Source organism: Mobiluncus mulieris, from assembly GCF_014204735.1.
GTDB classification, from domain to species: Bacteria; Actinomycetota; Actinomycetes; order Actinomycetales; family Actinomycetaceae; genus Mobiluncus; species Mobiluncus mulieris.
Genome location: NZ_JACHMA010000001.1, coordinates 98,952 through 113,143, shown reverse-complemented (window position 1 = coordinate 113,143; position 14,192 = coordinate 98,952). Strand labels below are relative to the sequence as shown.

Sequence of the window (14,192 nt, the reverse complement as noted above, 5' to 3'; positions counted from 1 at the left end):
TTAGAAGCTAATACTAAATCTAGTAGGGTTTTGGAATTTCCGCCAGAAGACGACGCAATGAGGCCAGTCTTTCGGCGTGTTCGGGATGCTTGTCCAGTTCACAGTCGGGGGAACCTTCCCGGTGGGTACAGCCCCGCGGACAAAGTTGAGCAATGGCATCCAGTTCGCTAAATCCTTTCACCAAGCCCGCTTCATCTACGTGTGCCAACCCAAAGGAACGCACTCCCGGCGTGTCAATCACCCAACCGTCGGGAACCGCCAGGGCGATGGCCGAAGACGAAGTATGGCGGCCTTTGCCGGTAACCTGGTTCACTTCCCCGGTGGCTCGCTGGGCGGCGGGCACCAAGGCATTAATCAGCGTGGATTTCCCCACTCCGGAGTGCCCCAGCAGCACGGTAGTTTCCCCCCGCAGCCTTTCGCGTAAATCCTGGAATTCCCCGGTGTCATAGTTATCCCTGCGCAATTTCCATACCGGCAGCAGGGTCTTGTACCGATTGGTCAAATTCGAGGCCGCATCCAAGTCGGTTTTCGTAATCGCTAACAGCGGCTTGACCCCGGCATCCAGGGCACTGACGATAGCGCGGTCTATCATGCCGGGTTTCGGTTCGGGGTTAGCCGCCGCCACCACTATCAGCATCTGGGTGGCATTGGCGACAATCAGTTTTTCTTTTATCCCGGTCTCTGATTCGTCAAATGTCCGGCGCAGCGCGGTGTGGCGTGGCTCGAGGGTTACGATTCGCGCCAAGGTGTCTGCCGTCCCAGAAGTGTCGCCTTCCAGACTGACTTTGTCGCCCACCACAATGCCTTTGCGTCCCAAGGCGCGGGCTTTCACGGCTTGTACCGCTCGTTGCTGGTCGGGAATCGCCACGGTGAATCGTCCTCGGTTTACAGCGGTAACGGTTCCGGGGGTGGCATCAGCAAAGTTGGGGCGTTTCTTGGTGCGCGGGCGGGTGCCTTTGCCGGGGCGCACTTTTACTCTGGGGTCGTCGGTGCCAATGTCACGTCGATTCATGAGGTGCTCCTATAACCTGCGCCCACATTTGCGGAAAATCTGGCAGAGTTTTCGTGGTGGCGCCAATATCGTCAATTTGTATCGTTCGGTACAATCCCATCAGGGCGGCAAAAGTCGCCATGCGGTGATCCCCGTAAGCTCGCATCATGAGGGGCTGGTCGGAAGGTAGCCGCGCTCCAAGCTGTGTTCTGGGAATTCCAATAATTTCCAACCCGTCCTCCGGGGTGATAGCACACCTGATACCCAGTTTTTGTAATTCTTGGTACAAAGCATTTAAACGGTCGGTTTCGTGTCCCCGCAGGTGACTCAGACCTTCGAGGTGGGACACCCCCGAGGCGTGCGCGGCCAAGGCTGCAATCGTAGGAACCAGTTCGCCACATTGACTGCAATCTAGTGAAACCGCCCGCAAAACCCCGGTACCACGCGCGGTGATCACCCCGCAGCGGTGACGCACCTGCATGCCGAACTGGGGCAGAATCTGGCGCCATAAATCACCCACTTGGCTGGTATGTGCTGGCCAGCCGGGCACTGAAACCACCCCGCCGATAATCCCGGCTGCTGCCAGGAACGGTCCGGCGTTAGACAGGTCGGGTTCAATGGCAAGATCTTGGCCAAACACCGAATCCGGTTCCACCCGCCATTGCCAGGTGCCGTCGGACTGTATCGATCCAGTGGCATTAATTCCACGTAAAGACAAAGCTTCCAGGGTCATCTGGATGTGTGGCAACGAAGGCACCACCGGGGTTTTACAACGTATAGTCAAAGGTTTCCCCCACAGTGGCGCGCTCAGCAGCAATGCCGAGACGAACTGCGAGGATGCAGCGGTATCCACGGTGATTACCTCGGGAACATCACCTCGGCGGGGATTAATGGTAAAGGGGAAGATGCCGTCCAAGGGGTCGTCACTTTCCCAGTTGGCACCTAATGAAGCCAAAGCCTCCAGCAACCCGCGTAACGGGCGCTTGTTTGCCGCCGCATCGGCTGTAAATCGCGCCGGCACTCCCAAAGCCACCACCAGGGCGGGTAGGAAGCGCATCACCGTGCCAGCCAAGCCACACTCAATTTGTACCGGTTGTTCCAATTCCGGGAGGTTACGATGGTTCGCTAGGGAATCCGAGGACGCCAAAGCTTCCAGCCCTGCACCAGAATTACTGCTGACACCGGATTGCTTGGTTTCTTCCCATAAACCGGGAATCGGCTGGATTTCTACCGGGTTACCTGCGGGGGGCCACGGGGAAATCCGCGCCCCCAAGCCTTGCAAGGCTCGCACCATCAAATCCGTGTCCCGCGCATACAGCAGACCCTCCACCCGCGAATCCGTATCCCCTATCGCGGAAAGCAGCAGTTCCCGGGCGCTAAGCGACTTAGATCCCGGCAGATGCACACTGGCATAGACCGACCCACTCGCTTGAGGAGCCGACCAAGGAGTTGGTGCAACATCCGTTTTCACGCCTCTAGCTTAGCGGTTGGGGTTCATGAGGTGCGGGTCGCTTCACAACTTCATTTCACGTTTTGCGGCTTTTCCCTTGATATCCTCAGGAAATACCGGAGCGCAGCGAAGAATATTTTTCCTTTGGAAGCACCCTTTATGCTGGAAGCATGAAAATTCTACACACCTCTGATTGGCACTTGGGTCGCGAATTTTACGGTTATGACCTGCGCGAGTACCAGGAACAATTTTTGGCGCAAATGCTAGGGCTACTCCGCGAGTTCCAGCCCGATGCGCTGGTGATTGCCGGGGACGTGCTGGATAAAAAGAACCCGGCGGATGTGGATGTGCTTATGTTGTCGGAATTCATCTGTGCTGCGAACGAATACTGCCATGTGGTAATAATTTCAGGTAACCACGATGGCGCATCTCGTCTGGGATTCCTCTCCGATGTTTTGCATCGCGTGGGGGTACACATTGTGAGTCGCGGCTCACAGGTGGGGATTCCAATCGAAATTCCTAATCGCGAGGGGAACTTGGCGGGACGGCTGTACCCGATTCCTTACCTTTACCCCCACCAGGAACGCGAGGAGCTCTCGACCTGGACTGATACCGAGGGTAATCCCCATCCGGATGCGTGGCTGGAACAAAACGCTGCACACAGTGAATCCGAGGCTCCGCAACAACGTCTTTTGCCTGGGAAAACCGGGATAATCAACGCCGCAGCTTTAAGGCGTATCGGTAATGACATCTTGGCACGGGGACGCACCGTGCCCCTAATCGGCATAGCACACGACAATTTCACCAAGAATTTCACGCCCCCTGAGGACGAAGTGGGCAAATACACTGTGGGGTCGCTGCCGAATGTGGATAACACGGTTCTCGCTACCTTAGGGGGGGTGGTATCAGGTAATCAAGGGCTGGATTACTTCGCTTTGGGACACATTCACAAGTGCTACCCAGTGATAAAAAGCTCGGGCTTCGAAGCCTGGTATTCGGGTTCTCCTCTGCCATATGCCACGGATGACACGAATGACAAGTACGTGCTCGCAGTCGAGATTAACCCGGCTCACGAGGTAACGGTCGAAAAAATCCCCTTGAGCATGCCCTATCAGGTATGCGAGTTTAACGATAGTTTCGAGAATCTGTTGAATCTAGGAAACCCTAAATACGCCGGGCTTCACGACGCGTTTTGTCAGATTACCCTTACGGAAAACTACACGCCCGAAAATGCCTTGCAACGCATTAAAAGCATCTTTCCACGTATGACTCGCCTGCAGACCTCCTCGAAGACTGGAGGAACTGCGAAATGGGTAACCGAGGCGGTTTCCCCCTTGGAATTCACCAAGACATTTTTGAAAAACGCCCAGTGCTCCGAGGAAGCCATCTTGCTAGTGGAAACAATCTACGAAGAATTAGTGAAAGGCGGCAGCAAATGAGATTTCATCGGCTAACCATGGAAGGAGTGGGTTCCTTTGCCCACCGGGAAGTCGTCGACTTTGATGCCCTGGGTTCTCAAGGCCTGTTCTTGATTCACGGGGATACCGGGGCGGGGAAATCCACGATTTTGGACGCCCTGTTTTGTGCCCTGTACGGCAGTGTCCCCGGGGGCTCAGAAAACAACGAACGCCGCATGGTGTCTTGGTATCTGCCGCCCAAGACCAAACCTCGACTGACTTTGGATTTTTCCGTGGGTAACAAGTTCTACCGGCTAACCCGCACCCTGTGGAGTTACAACGAGCTGGGGGAAAAACTGTCGAACTATCACGCGGCAACACTAGAGGTATCCGTAAAACCGGATTTCTGTGAAATCGACGAAACTATCTCCGGGGTCAATGCGGTCGCCGACCGGGTAGTGCGGGTTCTTGGTCTAGAATCCAAGCATTTCGAGCAAACCGTGATGCTCCCACAGGGCAAAGCCCAAGAATTTTTGACCGCTAACGGTACCGAACGCTATGGGGTGCTAAAAAGTCTATTCAAATCAGAGATTTATTCCGATCTGGAAGAGGCCGCCAAGGCTCGACAAAAGCAAGGTGCAGACGAGTCCAAGCAGTATAACGCCGCCCAGTTGGAACGCCTAAGCACGTTGGTTTCTGGACTGGTGAATAATCCGGTACTCGAAGGTTGCGGTATTGACCTCGATTCCATCCAAGAAGCTCTTCACCCGAAACAGGATGGGAAGAAAGGCTGGCAGCCTCGGGTTTTCGACACCCTTTACCCCCAGGTGAAACCGCAATTAGATCAGGTGAAAGAATTTATAGCGAATCAAAGTCAACACACACGACAGCAACTGGAGGAAGCTCAAAAACTTGCCGATAAAGCGGCCGATGATTTTTCTGGGGCTAAAGCCACCTTCCAAAAGATTCAGGCCGCGCACGCCCTGCAAGACCAACTCCAGGTTTTAGAGGCTCGCACGGAAGAAATCGCAAATCTGCGCGAGGAAAACGCCCAGGCCGCCCGCGCAGCCACAGTGATTACGACCGCTGATAACCTCCAGTCCCCCCAGCTTCAAGCCTCCCAGAAAGTGGCTGAACTGTCTTCACTGGTGCAACAAATTTTGTCAAAAGACCCGGTTTTAAGCAATGTACAAGCGCAAGGGCTGGATTTAGTCGCAGATACTAAAACCTGGTTATCGGCCGATTCCACCATGGATTTCCAGCGTAGTGACTCCTGGAAATCTTGGTTTAAACGGGCACGAGAACTGGTACAAAGCCAAGGAAATCGACTCCAGACAGTAGCCGGAAAACTGACCCAATGTCACCAGCAGGCTGAGATAAACCAAGGTTACTCTGTCCAGCTAGGAGAATTGACCCAGGAGCAAGCAAAGCTTTTGTCGCAACAAGATAACCTGCGCAAAGACCAGGACGCCGCGCGGGCAAAGCTGGAACAAACCCAGCAGCTGGCCGCTGCCCGCGTCGGCTTAGCGGAACAGAAACAAGAATCCGATAAGGCTTTGGAACAGGCTCGCGATTTAGAACGGTTGCAAAAGAAAGCTCAGAAGCTCTCGCAGTCAGTAGCCACGAACAAACAAGCGGTGAAATCCCAAGCCCGCCTCGTCAAACAGGCCTTGGATGCGTGGATTGCCGCTGACGCTCCCCGGTTAGCCGAGACCTTGGTGCCAGGTGAGCCCTGCCCGGTTTGCGGTTCGTGCGCACACCCCCACCCAGCCACGTCCCGGGGCACAGTGGCGGACTACGCCGAGTTTGAATCCGGCAGTGCCCGGTTAGAAGAGTTACAGGCAAAACTCCAAGAATCCGAAAAACAGCTGAGTACCCTCAACGGTGAAATCCAAAATCTGGAAAAAATTCTTGCGGGTCAAAGCCGCCAGGATTTGGAAAAAACCAATCAGGATTTGAATACTAGGCTCCAAGCAGCCACGCAGGCACAGCAGGACTTGGAAAAAACCCAGATTGAAGTCCAGTCCCTGGAAAAACAGCTCCAAGATGTCTTAGCTACCACCTTGGAGCTGGAAAAGTCTTTGGCAGCCACTCGCGCGAATCTGGAAACCGGAGAGGTCGCACTGCGTCAACTGCAAGCTGCCATCAAAGCTGATCTGGGAGAGAAACCTGGCGAAGTCTCCGTCGAGGACTACGCCGCAAAGCTGCTGTGCCACAACCAACAATCTGTCCAGACCTTAGAGCATATAGATGCCATCTATCAAGAGTGGCTTTCTGCCCGGGAACGCTGGCTGGCCAGGCAGGAACAACTGCAACAGGCTCTAAGGGAAAACGGGTACGACACCGTTACAGCGGCTCGCGACGATTTTAAACCGGAAAAAATCTTGGAGTCCGACTGTGCCACGGTTTCCCAGTGGGAAACCGACACGGCTAGCACCAAAAGTAAGCTAGAGGTGTTGCGTGACCTGTTGAATAAAAAAATCCCGGATATGTGCGTCTTAGAGCAGGCTCAACTTGCAGCCAAACAGAAGCTCTCCGATTTGCAGTCTTTGGAAAAAGACCTAGCCTTAGTGTCTCGGAAATTCGAAGAAAGCCTCGCCGGCATCGCTGCCAAGGAAGCCGCCTGGGTCGAGTCCTCAAAGCAGATAGCAACTCTAAACGAGCTGGTCGCAGCTCTTAGCGGCAATAATCCTAAAGGGCCGAGCCTGAGTTCCGCCTACCTGTCGACCCGGTTAAAACAAGTTATCGAGATCGCTAATGACACGGTCAAGGATATTTCTAATGGATATCTCGAGATGTCTTTTACCTCGCACAGCCTAGACGATCGGTCACGTAGCAAGGAGGGCTTGGGAATCAATATTTATAATGCCGCCGAGGATTCCACTACTTCTCCGCTGTCATTATCGGGTGGCGAGAAATTCTATTGCTCGCTAGCCATCGCCCTGGCGCTGTCTGCGGTGGTACAGGCTGAACGTGGGGGTGTTGAACTGGATAATATTTTTATTGACGAAGGCTTTGGTTCCCTTGACGACACCACCCGTGATATTGTTATCAGCACCCTGAAGCGGCTCTACCAGGATTCAAAGCGCAGCGTGGGGATTATTTCACATGTCAACGAGTTGAAAGCGGATATTCCACTGCAGCTCGAGGTGAAAAATTATCGCAGCGGCTCGGGAAGCAACCGGGATGCCGTTAAGAAAGGATCCTATTTGCAGGTTATCGGTTTGGAGTAATTCCCAGGAATTCTCGCACCAACTCTAGTTCACTAACGTCGAACCACAGCAAGCTGGGAAGCTCCACTCCCGCAGATGTCAGGCCATCAGCTTCACTTTCGCTAGTGTTGCCTTCCGGAGAATCACTTTCCGTAACAGCCTCGCTGACATGAAATGACACGACTTCCTCAAGTGGCACGGGACGAGACAGTGAGTACTCCCCGGGTTCCCCGAGTCGGCTTTGTAATTCGGCGGCAGTTTCCGCCACCGCCACCACTAGGCGCGGTTCGCTCGCGGCGCTTTGCAAGTGCCGCGACCGAGCCGCCGCCTGGTATAGAGCCGTGTCCTCGGCGATTTCCTGGTCTTCCCCGTGTAAGCCGCCCAGCTCAGGGAAGTTATTAGCTTTAAGGAATTCCTCGTCCACTATCGTGGCACAACCCCCGCTAAACTCTAGGTTTTCGAGTTCTTGGGGATTAAGCGCCAGATAGACTCGATGTAGTTTTCCTTCTTTCACCGTGCTCTCCTTTATTTGTCGGGGGCGGCAGCTTTTTTACTGCCGGTTTGCCTCACGGGTTTTTCGCCTCGGCGTCACCCGAATGCCGGCCACGCTTGGAAAGGCTTTTTCTTTGCCGCCCCGAATTTATGCCCGCCTTTCGACGCGGGCGCATTCCCAACAGCTGTAGCACCGAATTTGTTAGCTTGAGGAAATCCGTCAGCACCTTGGCCTCGGGGTTTGCCGTGACGATATCACAGCCAGCCACCAGGGCTCGGTCAAAGTCTTCACTCGCATCACGAATACATACCCCGGGGATTTCTGGCAGAAACTGAGCCAGAGCCTGGGAAATAGATTTATCCCAGTGCGAACCCGCCACGCCGGCACGAGCGCGATTGACCACCACCAGGGCAGGACAATGCCACAGGTTCCCCGCCACAGCCTGGTCGTGGTTCACTACCAGGCGACGCAAACCCACCGGATCAGCCAAACCTACCTCAAGCACCAGATCGGCAACGGATAAAACCGCTGTCTGTGCCGCAAAACGCGATGCCCCCATCCCAGCTAAAGGATCTGCAGTGTCTTCGAATCCGGGCGCCAAGTCAACCAGAATCCACGAGTATTTCTCGCGCGCCCATTCCACCACCGCCGCCAAGGGTTTATCGCTAATTTCGCGCCATCGATTTCCTTTGTTCAGCCCCGACAAAAGGTCTACCTGTGACCCCACATTCGTGACTACCTCTGCAAAGTTGCGCTGATTAAGGTGCCCAAGTTGCGCCAAACGACAGGCTTGCACCAAACCGGAAGTCTCGAGGGAAATCCCCAACATTTGTACCAGACAGGAATCTACCGTGTCGGCATCTATCAGCAAAACTTCGCCGTAGCCACGCAGGAATGACGCTAAGTTCACCACCATCGAGGATTTTCCGGTAGAACCGGGAGGCCCCCACACCGCCACGACTTTGCCGGATTTTGGGGCAACGGTAGCGGCGTCAGGCGTGTCGTTCTGGGGGCTCGCTGGCGGATGGGAGGGTGCCTGCGGGCTGGGTGGTGGGGGCGGCATCATGAGTTGCATTACCAGGGCGAGGATTCTGTCGGTATCGCTGTCGGTAATTTCGGGCAGGCGCGGATCGGTTTTGGCCAATACCGAGATTCCACCCCAATGCGTCAGCAATTCCAGGTCATCCACCGGAGCCAAGGCCACAACTGTCGTCTGAGCCTGGGTCAAATCCTGGCGTGCCGCCGCATCTAAATCAATGATTTCGGTGTCAATGATGGCTATATCTACCAGTTGCGCGGCGGAGGCCGCCAAAATCTCGGTAATATCCCTACAGCGGCGCACTATTTTCAACGGTAGATTCTGCTGCTCGATTTCACGGATTATTTCAGCCTCTAAATCCGGATCCAGGCAAGTGGCTATCCCGATTTCACTCATGATGCCACCGGAATAGCCACGAGGGATCGCTGCAAGCCGACGGCGGCGAGCAAGTCCTCTAAGTCTTTGTTTTCCACCAGGATTTCAATCGAAATATCCTCGGTAACCCGCATCGCCACCCCGGGTTTTTTCTCGGATACGAACACGACCCGAGGAGCAATATTGTGCGCCTCCCGAGGCAAATTTTCTACGTCGGTATCGCTGTCCGTCCCGTTGGGGAGCTGCCAGATTTCCAGGTAGTCACCTTTAGAAACCCCACTGGGCAGCGGGGAGGCCAGCTTCAACACGATTTTCTTGACATTTCCAGACCCGCTGGACACGCAACCTCGTGACAATAATTCCCCGGCACCGATGGTTTGAGTGGCGCGAATTTGTCCCAGTTTAGCGGCCGGGAAATAATGTCTGGCCGCCACCCCCGGGTTAGCTTCTATCGCCACCAGCATATCTTTGGTTATGGATTGACCCGCCAAGATAGTGTCCTTGGCCGCCCAGTATCGATCCATATGACCCGCGACCCGAATAGCTACAAAAGTCAGCACCATAGCCAGAGCTATCAGGATGATTCCGATATATACCCGGGGGCTGTGCCACCACCCTTGGGTTTTCCCACTGCCAATCGGCACTAGCATCACCTCCTATTATTTTATCCCTTAGAATATCATCCCCAACTGAATACTTTTTGTTGCGTCTTGGTTCTTTTTGATGTACCATGATGTCATGGACTTCAATTTTTACACGATTGCTGATGTAGCCGACATGCTCAAGGTTTCCCCCGGAGCGGTGCGTAACCTCATCAACAACCAAGAGTTGCGTGCCATCCAGATTGGGGGGCGGGGATTGTGGCGAATTGAACAATCAGCACTGGAGGAATACGTCCAAAAACAATATGCCCAAAGCGCGGAGCGCCTCGAGGCGGGACAGGTTTTGCTCGCCGACTAGGTTTTTCCCCTATAGCTCTTCGCTAGCGCGGACAAGACACATAGAGCAAGGCGTCAAAAGGCAAGGTAACCTGCCTGCCGTGGTCGATGATGTCCACAAAATCTTGCCCCACGCGTTGAATGTAGCCCTGCAGGGAACTATTGTGGGTTACGAACTGAATCTCTAAGCGACTGGCTGCGAAGTCGCGCAGAATTTTCGCGGCGGTGAGTCTTTCTTCTACCTTGGTTGGCCACTCTGGAGTGGCATCCAGACCCGAAATGGCACCTAATGAACGGTACCACACCAGCAACTGCGCGCGCTGCAGCTCCAGAATCAGCCACGTTCCCGCCGCGCGCAATACTTGACCCCGCAAAGATTCTCCGTTCATGAGTCGCAACTCGAGCTCCGCGCCCACACTCCCTAAAAGACGGCCGGCCAGGGTAACTTCGGTAGCCTCAGCGGTGGCCATATCAGCAACTTCCACTTGGCGTTGCACCTGGAGCTGGGCATCAAATTGTGAAGAAATATCGCTAATTAGAGGGTTTTCTCTCATGTTTCCAGTCTAGAACATCCCACCCCTTCAGGGCATAAATCAATCAAACAACACCAAACAACATTGCTTGACAACTAACCTGATGTATGATTGTATTATAGTCATAACAAACCTAAGCCCTCTAAACCAGTGGCTAAACCTAATGAAAGAAGGCGCAACATGACATCCACCACCCTCACCTATCAAACAAAGCCTGTTACGAACCGGGTTGCTCCCGAAGAGAGCTTCCGGTATTTGACTTGCCGCACACCCCCACGTGGGGGCACCTCGCTGTGCCAGCAGACCTCACGGCTCCGGCGCACTCGTCAAAACGCGGGCTCAACTCGCCCCGCTGATACCCGCCCCGGGCCTAGGCGCGGGAAAACCTCTCCGGATTTAGTGGCCAAATCCCCCTTTGATGACCCCAAGTTGTCAGACCCACGACGCTGGGCAGCTCAGATTGCGCGCTGTTCCCTAGAGGCCATCGAAGGTGAACGACCACTGACACAGTTAAATCCGTGGGTTACGCCCCTGCAATATCGGCTCCTAGAAAAGCAGCGCCAACGCAACCAGGGTTCACGCAGCCCGAAACATGGCTCGAAGCTTTCACAAAACCTGGGTACCCCACCGCAAGTACGTCCCGTCCGGGTACTTTCTGCTCGGTGTCGTGCCACCTTAGACGGAGCCCAAGAGGCCACCGTGGTGCTTCACGACGGGAAACGGGGGCGCGCCAGCTCGATGCGCTTGGAAAACCAGGGCAACCGCTGGCTGGTGACGGCGCTAAAAATCGGTTGAGTGCCAACCGCAACGATTGGCACTCAAGCTCAGCTGAAAAAATTCACCGCCGTTTCTTGGAAGCTCTACGCTGAGCCCGGTTTCCAGTCACAGCCGGTTCCAGGGAATCATCCCCGGAATACGTCACCTGTTCGCTCATAGCGGCACGCCCGGTATCCCCCATGACGCTGCGATTGGCACTAATCGACTTGGCTCCCGCCCGACGCCCTTTCGGCTTCGAACTCTTGCGGGAGTGACCGGCCTCATCACGAGGTTCTGATGCCGCGTTCTCATCCGCAACGGCCGACTCAGTTTCGCCGCCTTCCACCAGCTGTGCCTGTTCAAAAGCCTCCATAAAGGCCTTAACATAACCGAACACATTTTGGACGGTTTCTTCCTTTACCCGCTCCATCATGGACTTAAACATCAGGTAGCCCTCGGTTTTGTACTCTACCAGGGGATTTCGCTGCCCCATGGCACGTAAACCGATGCCTTCTTTCAAGTAATCCATCTCGTAGAGGTGTTCGCGCCACAGGCGATCCACCACGGAAAGCAACACCCGGCGTTCCATCTCGCGCATGGGGTCTTTACCCAACTGGGTTACGGCAATCTGGTTTTCCGCCAACGATTTTTCAGCCAATTCGTATTGCAGTTTCGCGTCATCAACCAACTGTTCGGAGATAAATTCGCTGGTCAAGGCACTCCGTCCCCCCACGGCATTCTCTATATCCGCCACCGTTAGGGAAACCGGGTAAATGTTTTTCAACCCCGCCCACAGAGTTTTCAAATCCCATTCACTGGATTCTTGAGCCGTGGTAGCCCCCTCTACCGCCGTGGACACGGTGTGCTCAATAAAGGATTCAATCGTGGGTTCCAAGTTTTTGCCATGCAACACCTGGGAACGTTCCCCGTAAATCGTCTCGCGTTGCTCGGTCATCACGTCGTCATATTTCAAGACATTTTTGCGAATCTCGGCGTTACGACCCTCCACCTGAGCCTGGGCGGATTTAATCGCCGAGGACACCATCTTAAACTCCAAGGGAATATCATCAGGCATCCCCGACTGCATAAACCGCGCCGCCGCCCCGGTGTTGAACAGGCGCATCAAATCGTCTTCCATCGACAGATAGAAACGCGACTTCCCAGGGTCACCTTGACGCCCGGAACGACCGCGCAACTGGTTGTCGATACGCCGCGACTCGTGGCGTTCCGTGCCCAACACATACAACCCGCCGAGCTCCACAACCTCGTCGTGTTCCTTCTTTACCGCCGCCTTGGCTTTCTCTAAGGCTTCTGGCCAGGCGGCTTCATAAGCCTCGGAATCTTCTTCGGGATCCAAACCTTGATCTTTCAAAGCCTGCACCGCCAGAAACTCGGCGTTGCCCCCAAGCATAATATCGGTACCACGACCAGCCATATTCGTGGCCACCGTAACTTGGCTTTTACGCCCCGCCATCGCTACCACCGCTGCTTCGCGTTCATGCTGCTTCGCGTTCAAAACCTGGTGAGGAATATGGCGGGCATTGAGTAACCTCGACAAATATTCGGATTTTTCCACGGAGGTCGTACCCACCAAAACCGGTTGCCCCCGGTGATAGTTCTCTTCGATGTCATCTACCACCGCCGCGAACTTGGCTTCGGCCGACTTGTAGACCACATCTTGTTTGTCTTCACGAATCATGGGTTTGTGGGTCGGAATCGGCACCACCCCCATCTTGTAAGTCTCTTGGAATTCGGCGGCCTCCGTCTCGGCGGTACCGGTCATACCGGCTCGCGAGCCTTGGGGGTAAAGCCGCACATAATTCTGCAGGGTAATCGTAGCCAAGGTCTGGTTCTCGGCCTTAATCTCTACCCCTTCTTTGGCCTCAATAGCCTGGTGCATCCCCTCGTTATAGCGCCGACCCGGCAACACGCGCCCGGTGTGTTCATCCACAATCAAGACTTCACCCTCGGGGGAAACAATGTAGTCCTTGTCCAGTTTGAACAATTCCTTGGCTTTAATCGCATTGTTCAAAAACCCAATCAGCGGGGTGTTAGCTACCTCGTAAAGATTGTCAATTCCCAGGTAATCCTCTACCTTGTCGATACCGGGCTCCAGAACACCAATCGTGCGTTTCTTTTCATCAACCTCGTAGTCCTCGCCGCGATTCAAGGTCAACACCACCTTCGCGAAATCCTGGTACCAGTGGTTGACATCGCCCTGGGCGGGACCAGAAATAATCAAGGGAGTACGAGCCTCGTCAATCAGAATCGAGTCAACCTCGTCGACGATGATGTAGTTGTGACCACGCTGTACCAAGTCCTCAACCCGCTGCGCCATATTGTCACGCAGATAGTCGAAACCGAACTCGTTATTTGTCCCATAGGTAATATCGCAGTTGTACTGCTTGCGCCGCTCCGCCGGATCCATCTGAGCCAAGATAATACCCGTGGTCAAACCGAGATAGCGGTATACCCGCCCCATCAGCTCGCCTTGATAGGAAGCCAGATAGTCGTTGACCGTCACGACATGCACGCCTTTACCACTCAAGGCTCGCAGATAACACGGCAAGGTGGCCACCAAGGTTTTGCCTTCACCAGTTTTCATTTCAGCGATATTGCCCCAGTGCAACGCCGCCCCACCCATGATTTGCTCCCGGAAATGGCGCAAACCCAAAATCCGGTCAGAGGCCTCGCGTACCGTAGCGAATGCCTCTACCAGCAGGCTGTCCAGGGACTCCCCATCCTCAAGGCGCTTCTTGAAGTCCGCAGTTTTCGCTTTCAACTCCTTTTCGGATAGCGCCTTGTATTCATCTTCCAGTCGATCCACTGCGTCGGCGATTTTCACCAGTTTCTTAAGGACTTTACCTTCACCTAAACGCAAGAACTTATCGATAACGGACACGTTTTCCCTTTCCTTTGGGGCTCGTTTGGGACTCTGTGGTGGCGACGCGACAAAGAGCTAAAACATCGCAGCCTCCCCCATTTTAGGGGAAAGTTCCATATTTAGC

General features: G+C 54.4%; 11 protein-coding genes. 4 read left to right on the top strand and 7 right to left on the bottom strand.

Annotated features, from left to right (window positions below):
• Window positions 1-19 precede the first annotated feature (19 nt).
• Entirely contained in the window at window positions 20-1,012 is a 993-nt protein-coding gene (gene rsgA / locus F4555_RS00465) for a ribosome small subunit-dependent GTPase A (RefSeq protein WP_004013210.1), read from the bottom strand.
• Window positions 999-2,462, bottom strand: coding sequence for a 3-phosphoshikimate 1-carboxyvinyltransferase (locus F4555_RS00460; RefSeq protein ID WP_115325598.1), 1,464 nt, complete (start codon window positions 2,460-2,462; stop codon window positions 999-1,001). Before F4555_RS00460 ends, rsgA begins: the two co-directional genes overlap by 14 nt.
• 149 nt (window positions 2,463-2,611) lie before the next feature.
• Here F4555_RS00460 and F4555_RS00455 point away from each other — a divergent pair, with 149 nt between their 5' ends.
• Together F4555_RS00455 and F4555_RS00450 are read left to right on the top strand one after the other, a co-directional pair.
• Complete coding sequence (locus F4555_RS00455) at window positions 2,612-3,880, top strand: metallophosphoesterase family protein (protein ID WP_004013212.1); 1,269 nt, start codon at window positions 2,612-2,614, stop codon at window positions 3,878-3,880.
• Window positions 3,877-7,071, top strand: coding sequence for an AAA family ATPase (locus tag F4555_RS00450; protein WP_115325599.1), 3,195 nt, complete (start codon window positions 3,877-3,879; stop codon window positions 7,069-7,071). The genes F4555_RS00455 and F4555_RS00450 overlap by 4 nt, the downstream gene beginning before the upstream one ends.
• On the opposite strand, the gene F4555_RS00445 is transcribed toward F4555_RS00450, so the two are convergent.
• From F4555_RS00445 to F4555_RS00435, 3 genes are read right to left on the bottom strand one after another with little or no spacing between them, the layout of a single operon-like run.
• Window positions 7,055-7,564 carry a DUF6912 family protein gene (locus F4555_RS00445; RefSeq protein WP_114989957.1) on the bottom strand — a complete coding sequence of 170 codons (510 nt, stop codon included), beginning with the start codon at window positions 7,562-7,564 and terminating at the stop codon, window positions 7,055-7,057. The genes F4555_RS00450 and F4555_RS00445 overlap by 17 nt on opposite strands.
• A gap of 52 nt (window positions 7,565-7,616) precedes the next feature.
• Window positions 7,617-8,978: a CpaE/TadZ family protein gene (locus tag F4555_RS00440; RefSeq protein ID WP_115325600.1), complete on the bottom strand. Its 1,362-nt coding sequence runs from the start codon at window positions 8,976-8,978 to the stop codon at window positions 7,617-7,619.
• The gene (locus F4555_RS00435) at window positions 8,975-9,607 is read right to left on the bottom strand and encodes a hypothetical protein (RefSeq protein ID WP_004017270.1); all 633 of its coding nucleotides are present in this window, start codon (window positions 9,605-9,607) and stop codon (window positions 8,975-8,977) included. The genes F4555_RS00440 and F4555_RS00435 overlap by 4 nt, the downstream gene beginning before the upstream one ends.
• 88 nt (window positions 9,608-9,695) lie before the next feature.
• On the opposite strand from F4555_RS00435, the gene F4555_RS00430 reads away from it, so the two are divergent.
• Entirely contained in the window at window positions 9,696-9,917 is a 222-nt protein-coding gene (locus tag F4555_RS00430) for a helix-turn-helix domain-containing protein (RefSeq protein WP_004017271.1), read from the top strand.
• 22 nt (window positions 9,918-9,939) lie between these two features.
• On the opposite strand, the gene F4555_RS00425 is transcribed toward F4555_RS00430, so the two are convergent.
• Window positions 9,940-10,449, bottom strand: coding sequence for a hypothetical protein (locus F4555_RS00425; protein ID WP_036369708.1), 510 nt, complete (start codon window positions 10,447-10,449; stop codon window positions 9,940-9,942).
• Between the two features lie 159 nt (window positions 10,450-10,608).
• On the opposite strand from F4555_RS00425, the gene F4555_RS00420 reads away from it, so the two are divergent.
• Entirely contained in the window at window positions 10,609-11,223 is a 615-nt protein-coding gene (locus F4555_RS00420) for an Rv3235 family protein (RefSeq protein WP_115325601.1), read from the top strand.
• A gap of 43 nt (window positions 11,224-11,266) precedes the next feature.
• Here the strand turns inward: F4555_RS00420 and secA are convergent, their stop codons facing one another.
• Entirely contained in the window at window positions 11,267-14,086 is a 2,820-nt protein-coding gene (gene secA, locus F4555_RS00415; protein WP_004013220.1) for a preprotein translocase subunit SecA, read from the bottom strand.
• Between the last annotated feature and the right edge of the window lie 106 nt (window positions 14,087-14,192).

Coding starts and splice junctions, on each gene's coding strand:
- rsgA (WP_004013210.1), bottom strand. CDS start 1,012: ATGAATCGACGTGACATTGGCACCGACGACCCCAGAGTAAAAGTGCGC.
- F4555_RS00455 (WP_004013212.1), top strand. CDS start 2,612: ATGAAAATTCTACACACCTCTGATTGGCACTTGGGTCGCGAATTTTAC.
- F4555_RS00450 (WP_115325599.1), top strand. CDS start 3,877: ATGAGATTTCATCGGCTAACCATGGAAGGAGTGGGTTCCTTTGCCCAC.
- F4555_RS00440 (WP_115325600.1), bottom strand. CDS start 8,978: ATGAGTGAAATCGGGATAGCCACTTGCCTGGATCCGGATTTAGAGGCT.
- F4555_RS00435 (WP_004017270.1), bottom strand. CDS start 9,607: ATGCTAGTGCCGATTGGCAGTGGGAAAACCCAAGGGTGGTGGCACAGC.
- F4555_RS00430 (WP_004017271.1), top strand. CDS start 9,696: ATGGACTTCAATTTTTACACGATTGCTGATGTAGCCGACATGCTCAAG.
- F4555_RS00425 (WP_036369708.1), bottom strand. CDS start 10,449: ATGAGAGAAAACCCTCTAATTAGCGATATTTCTTCACAATTTGATGCC.
- F4555_RS00420 (WP_115325601.1), top strand. CDS start 10,609: ATGACATCCACCACCCTCACCTATCAAACAAAGCCTGTTACGAACCGG.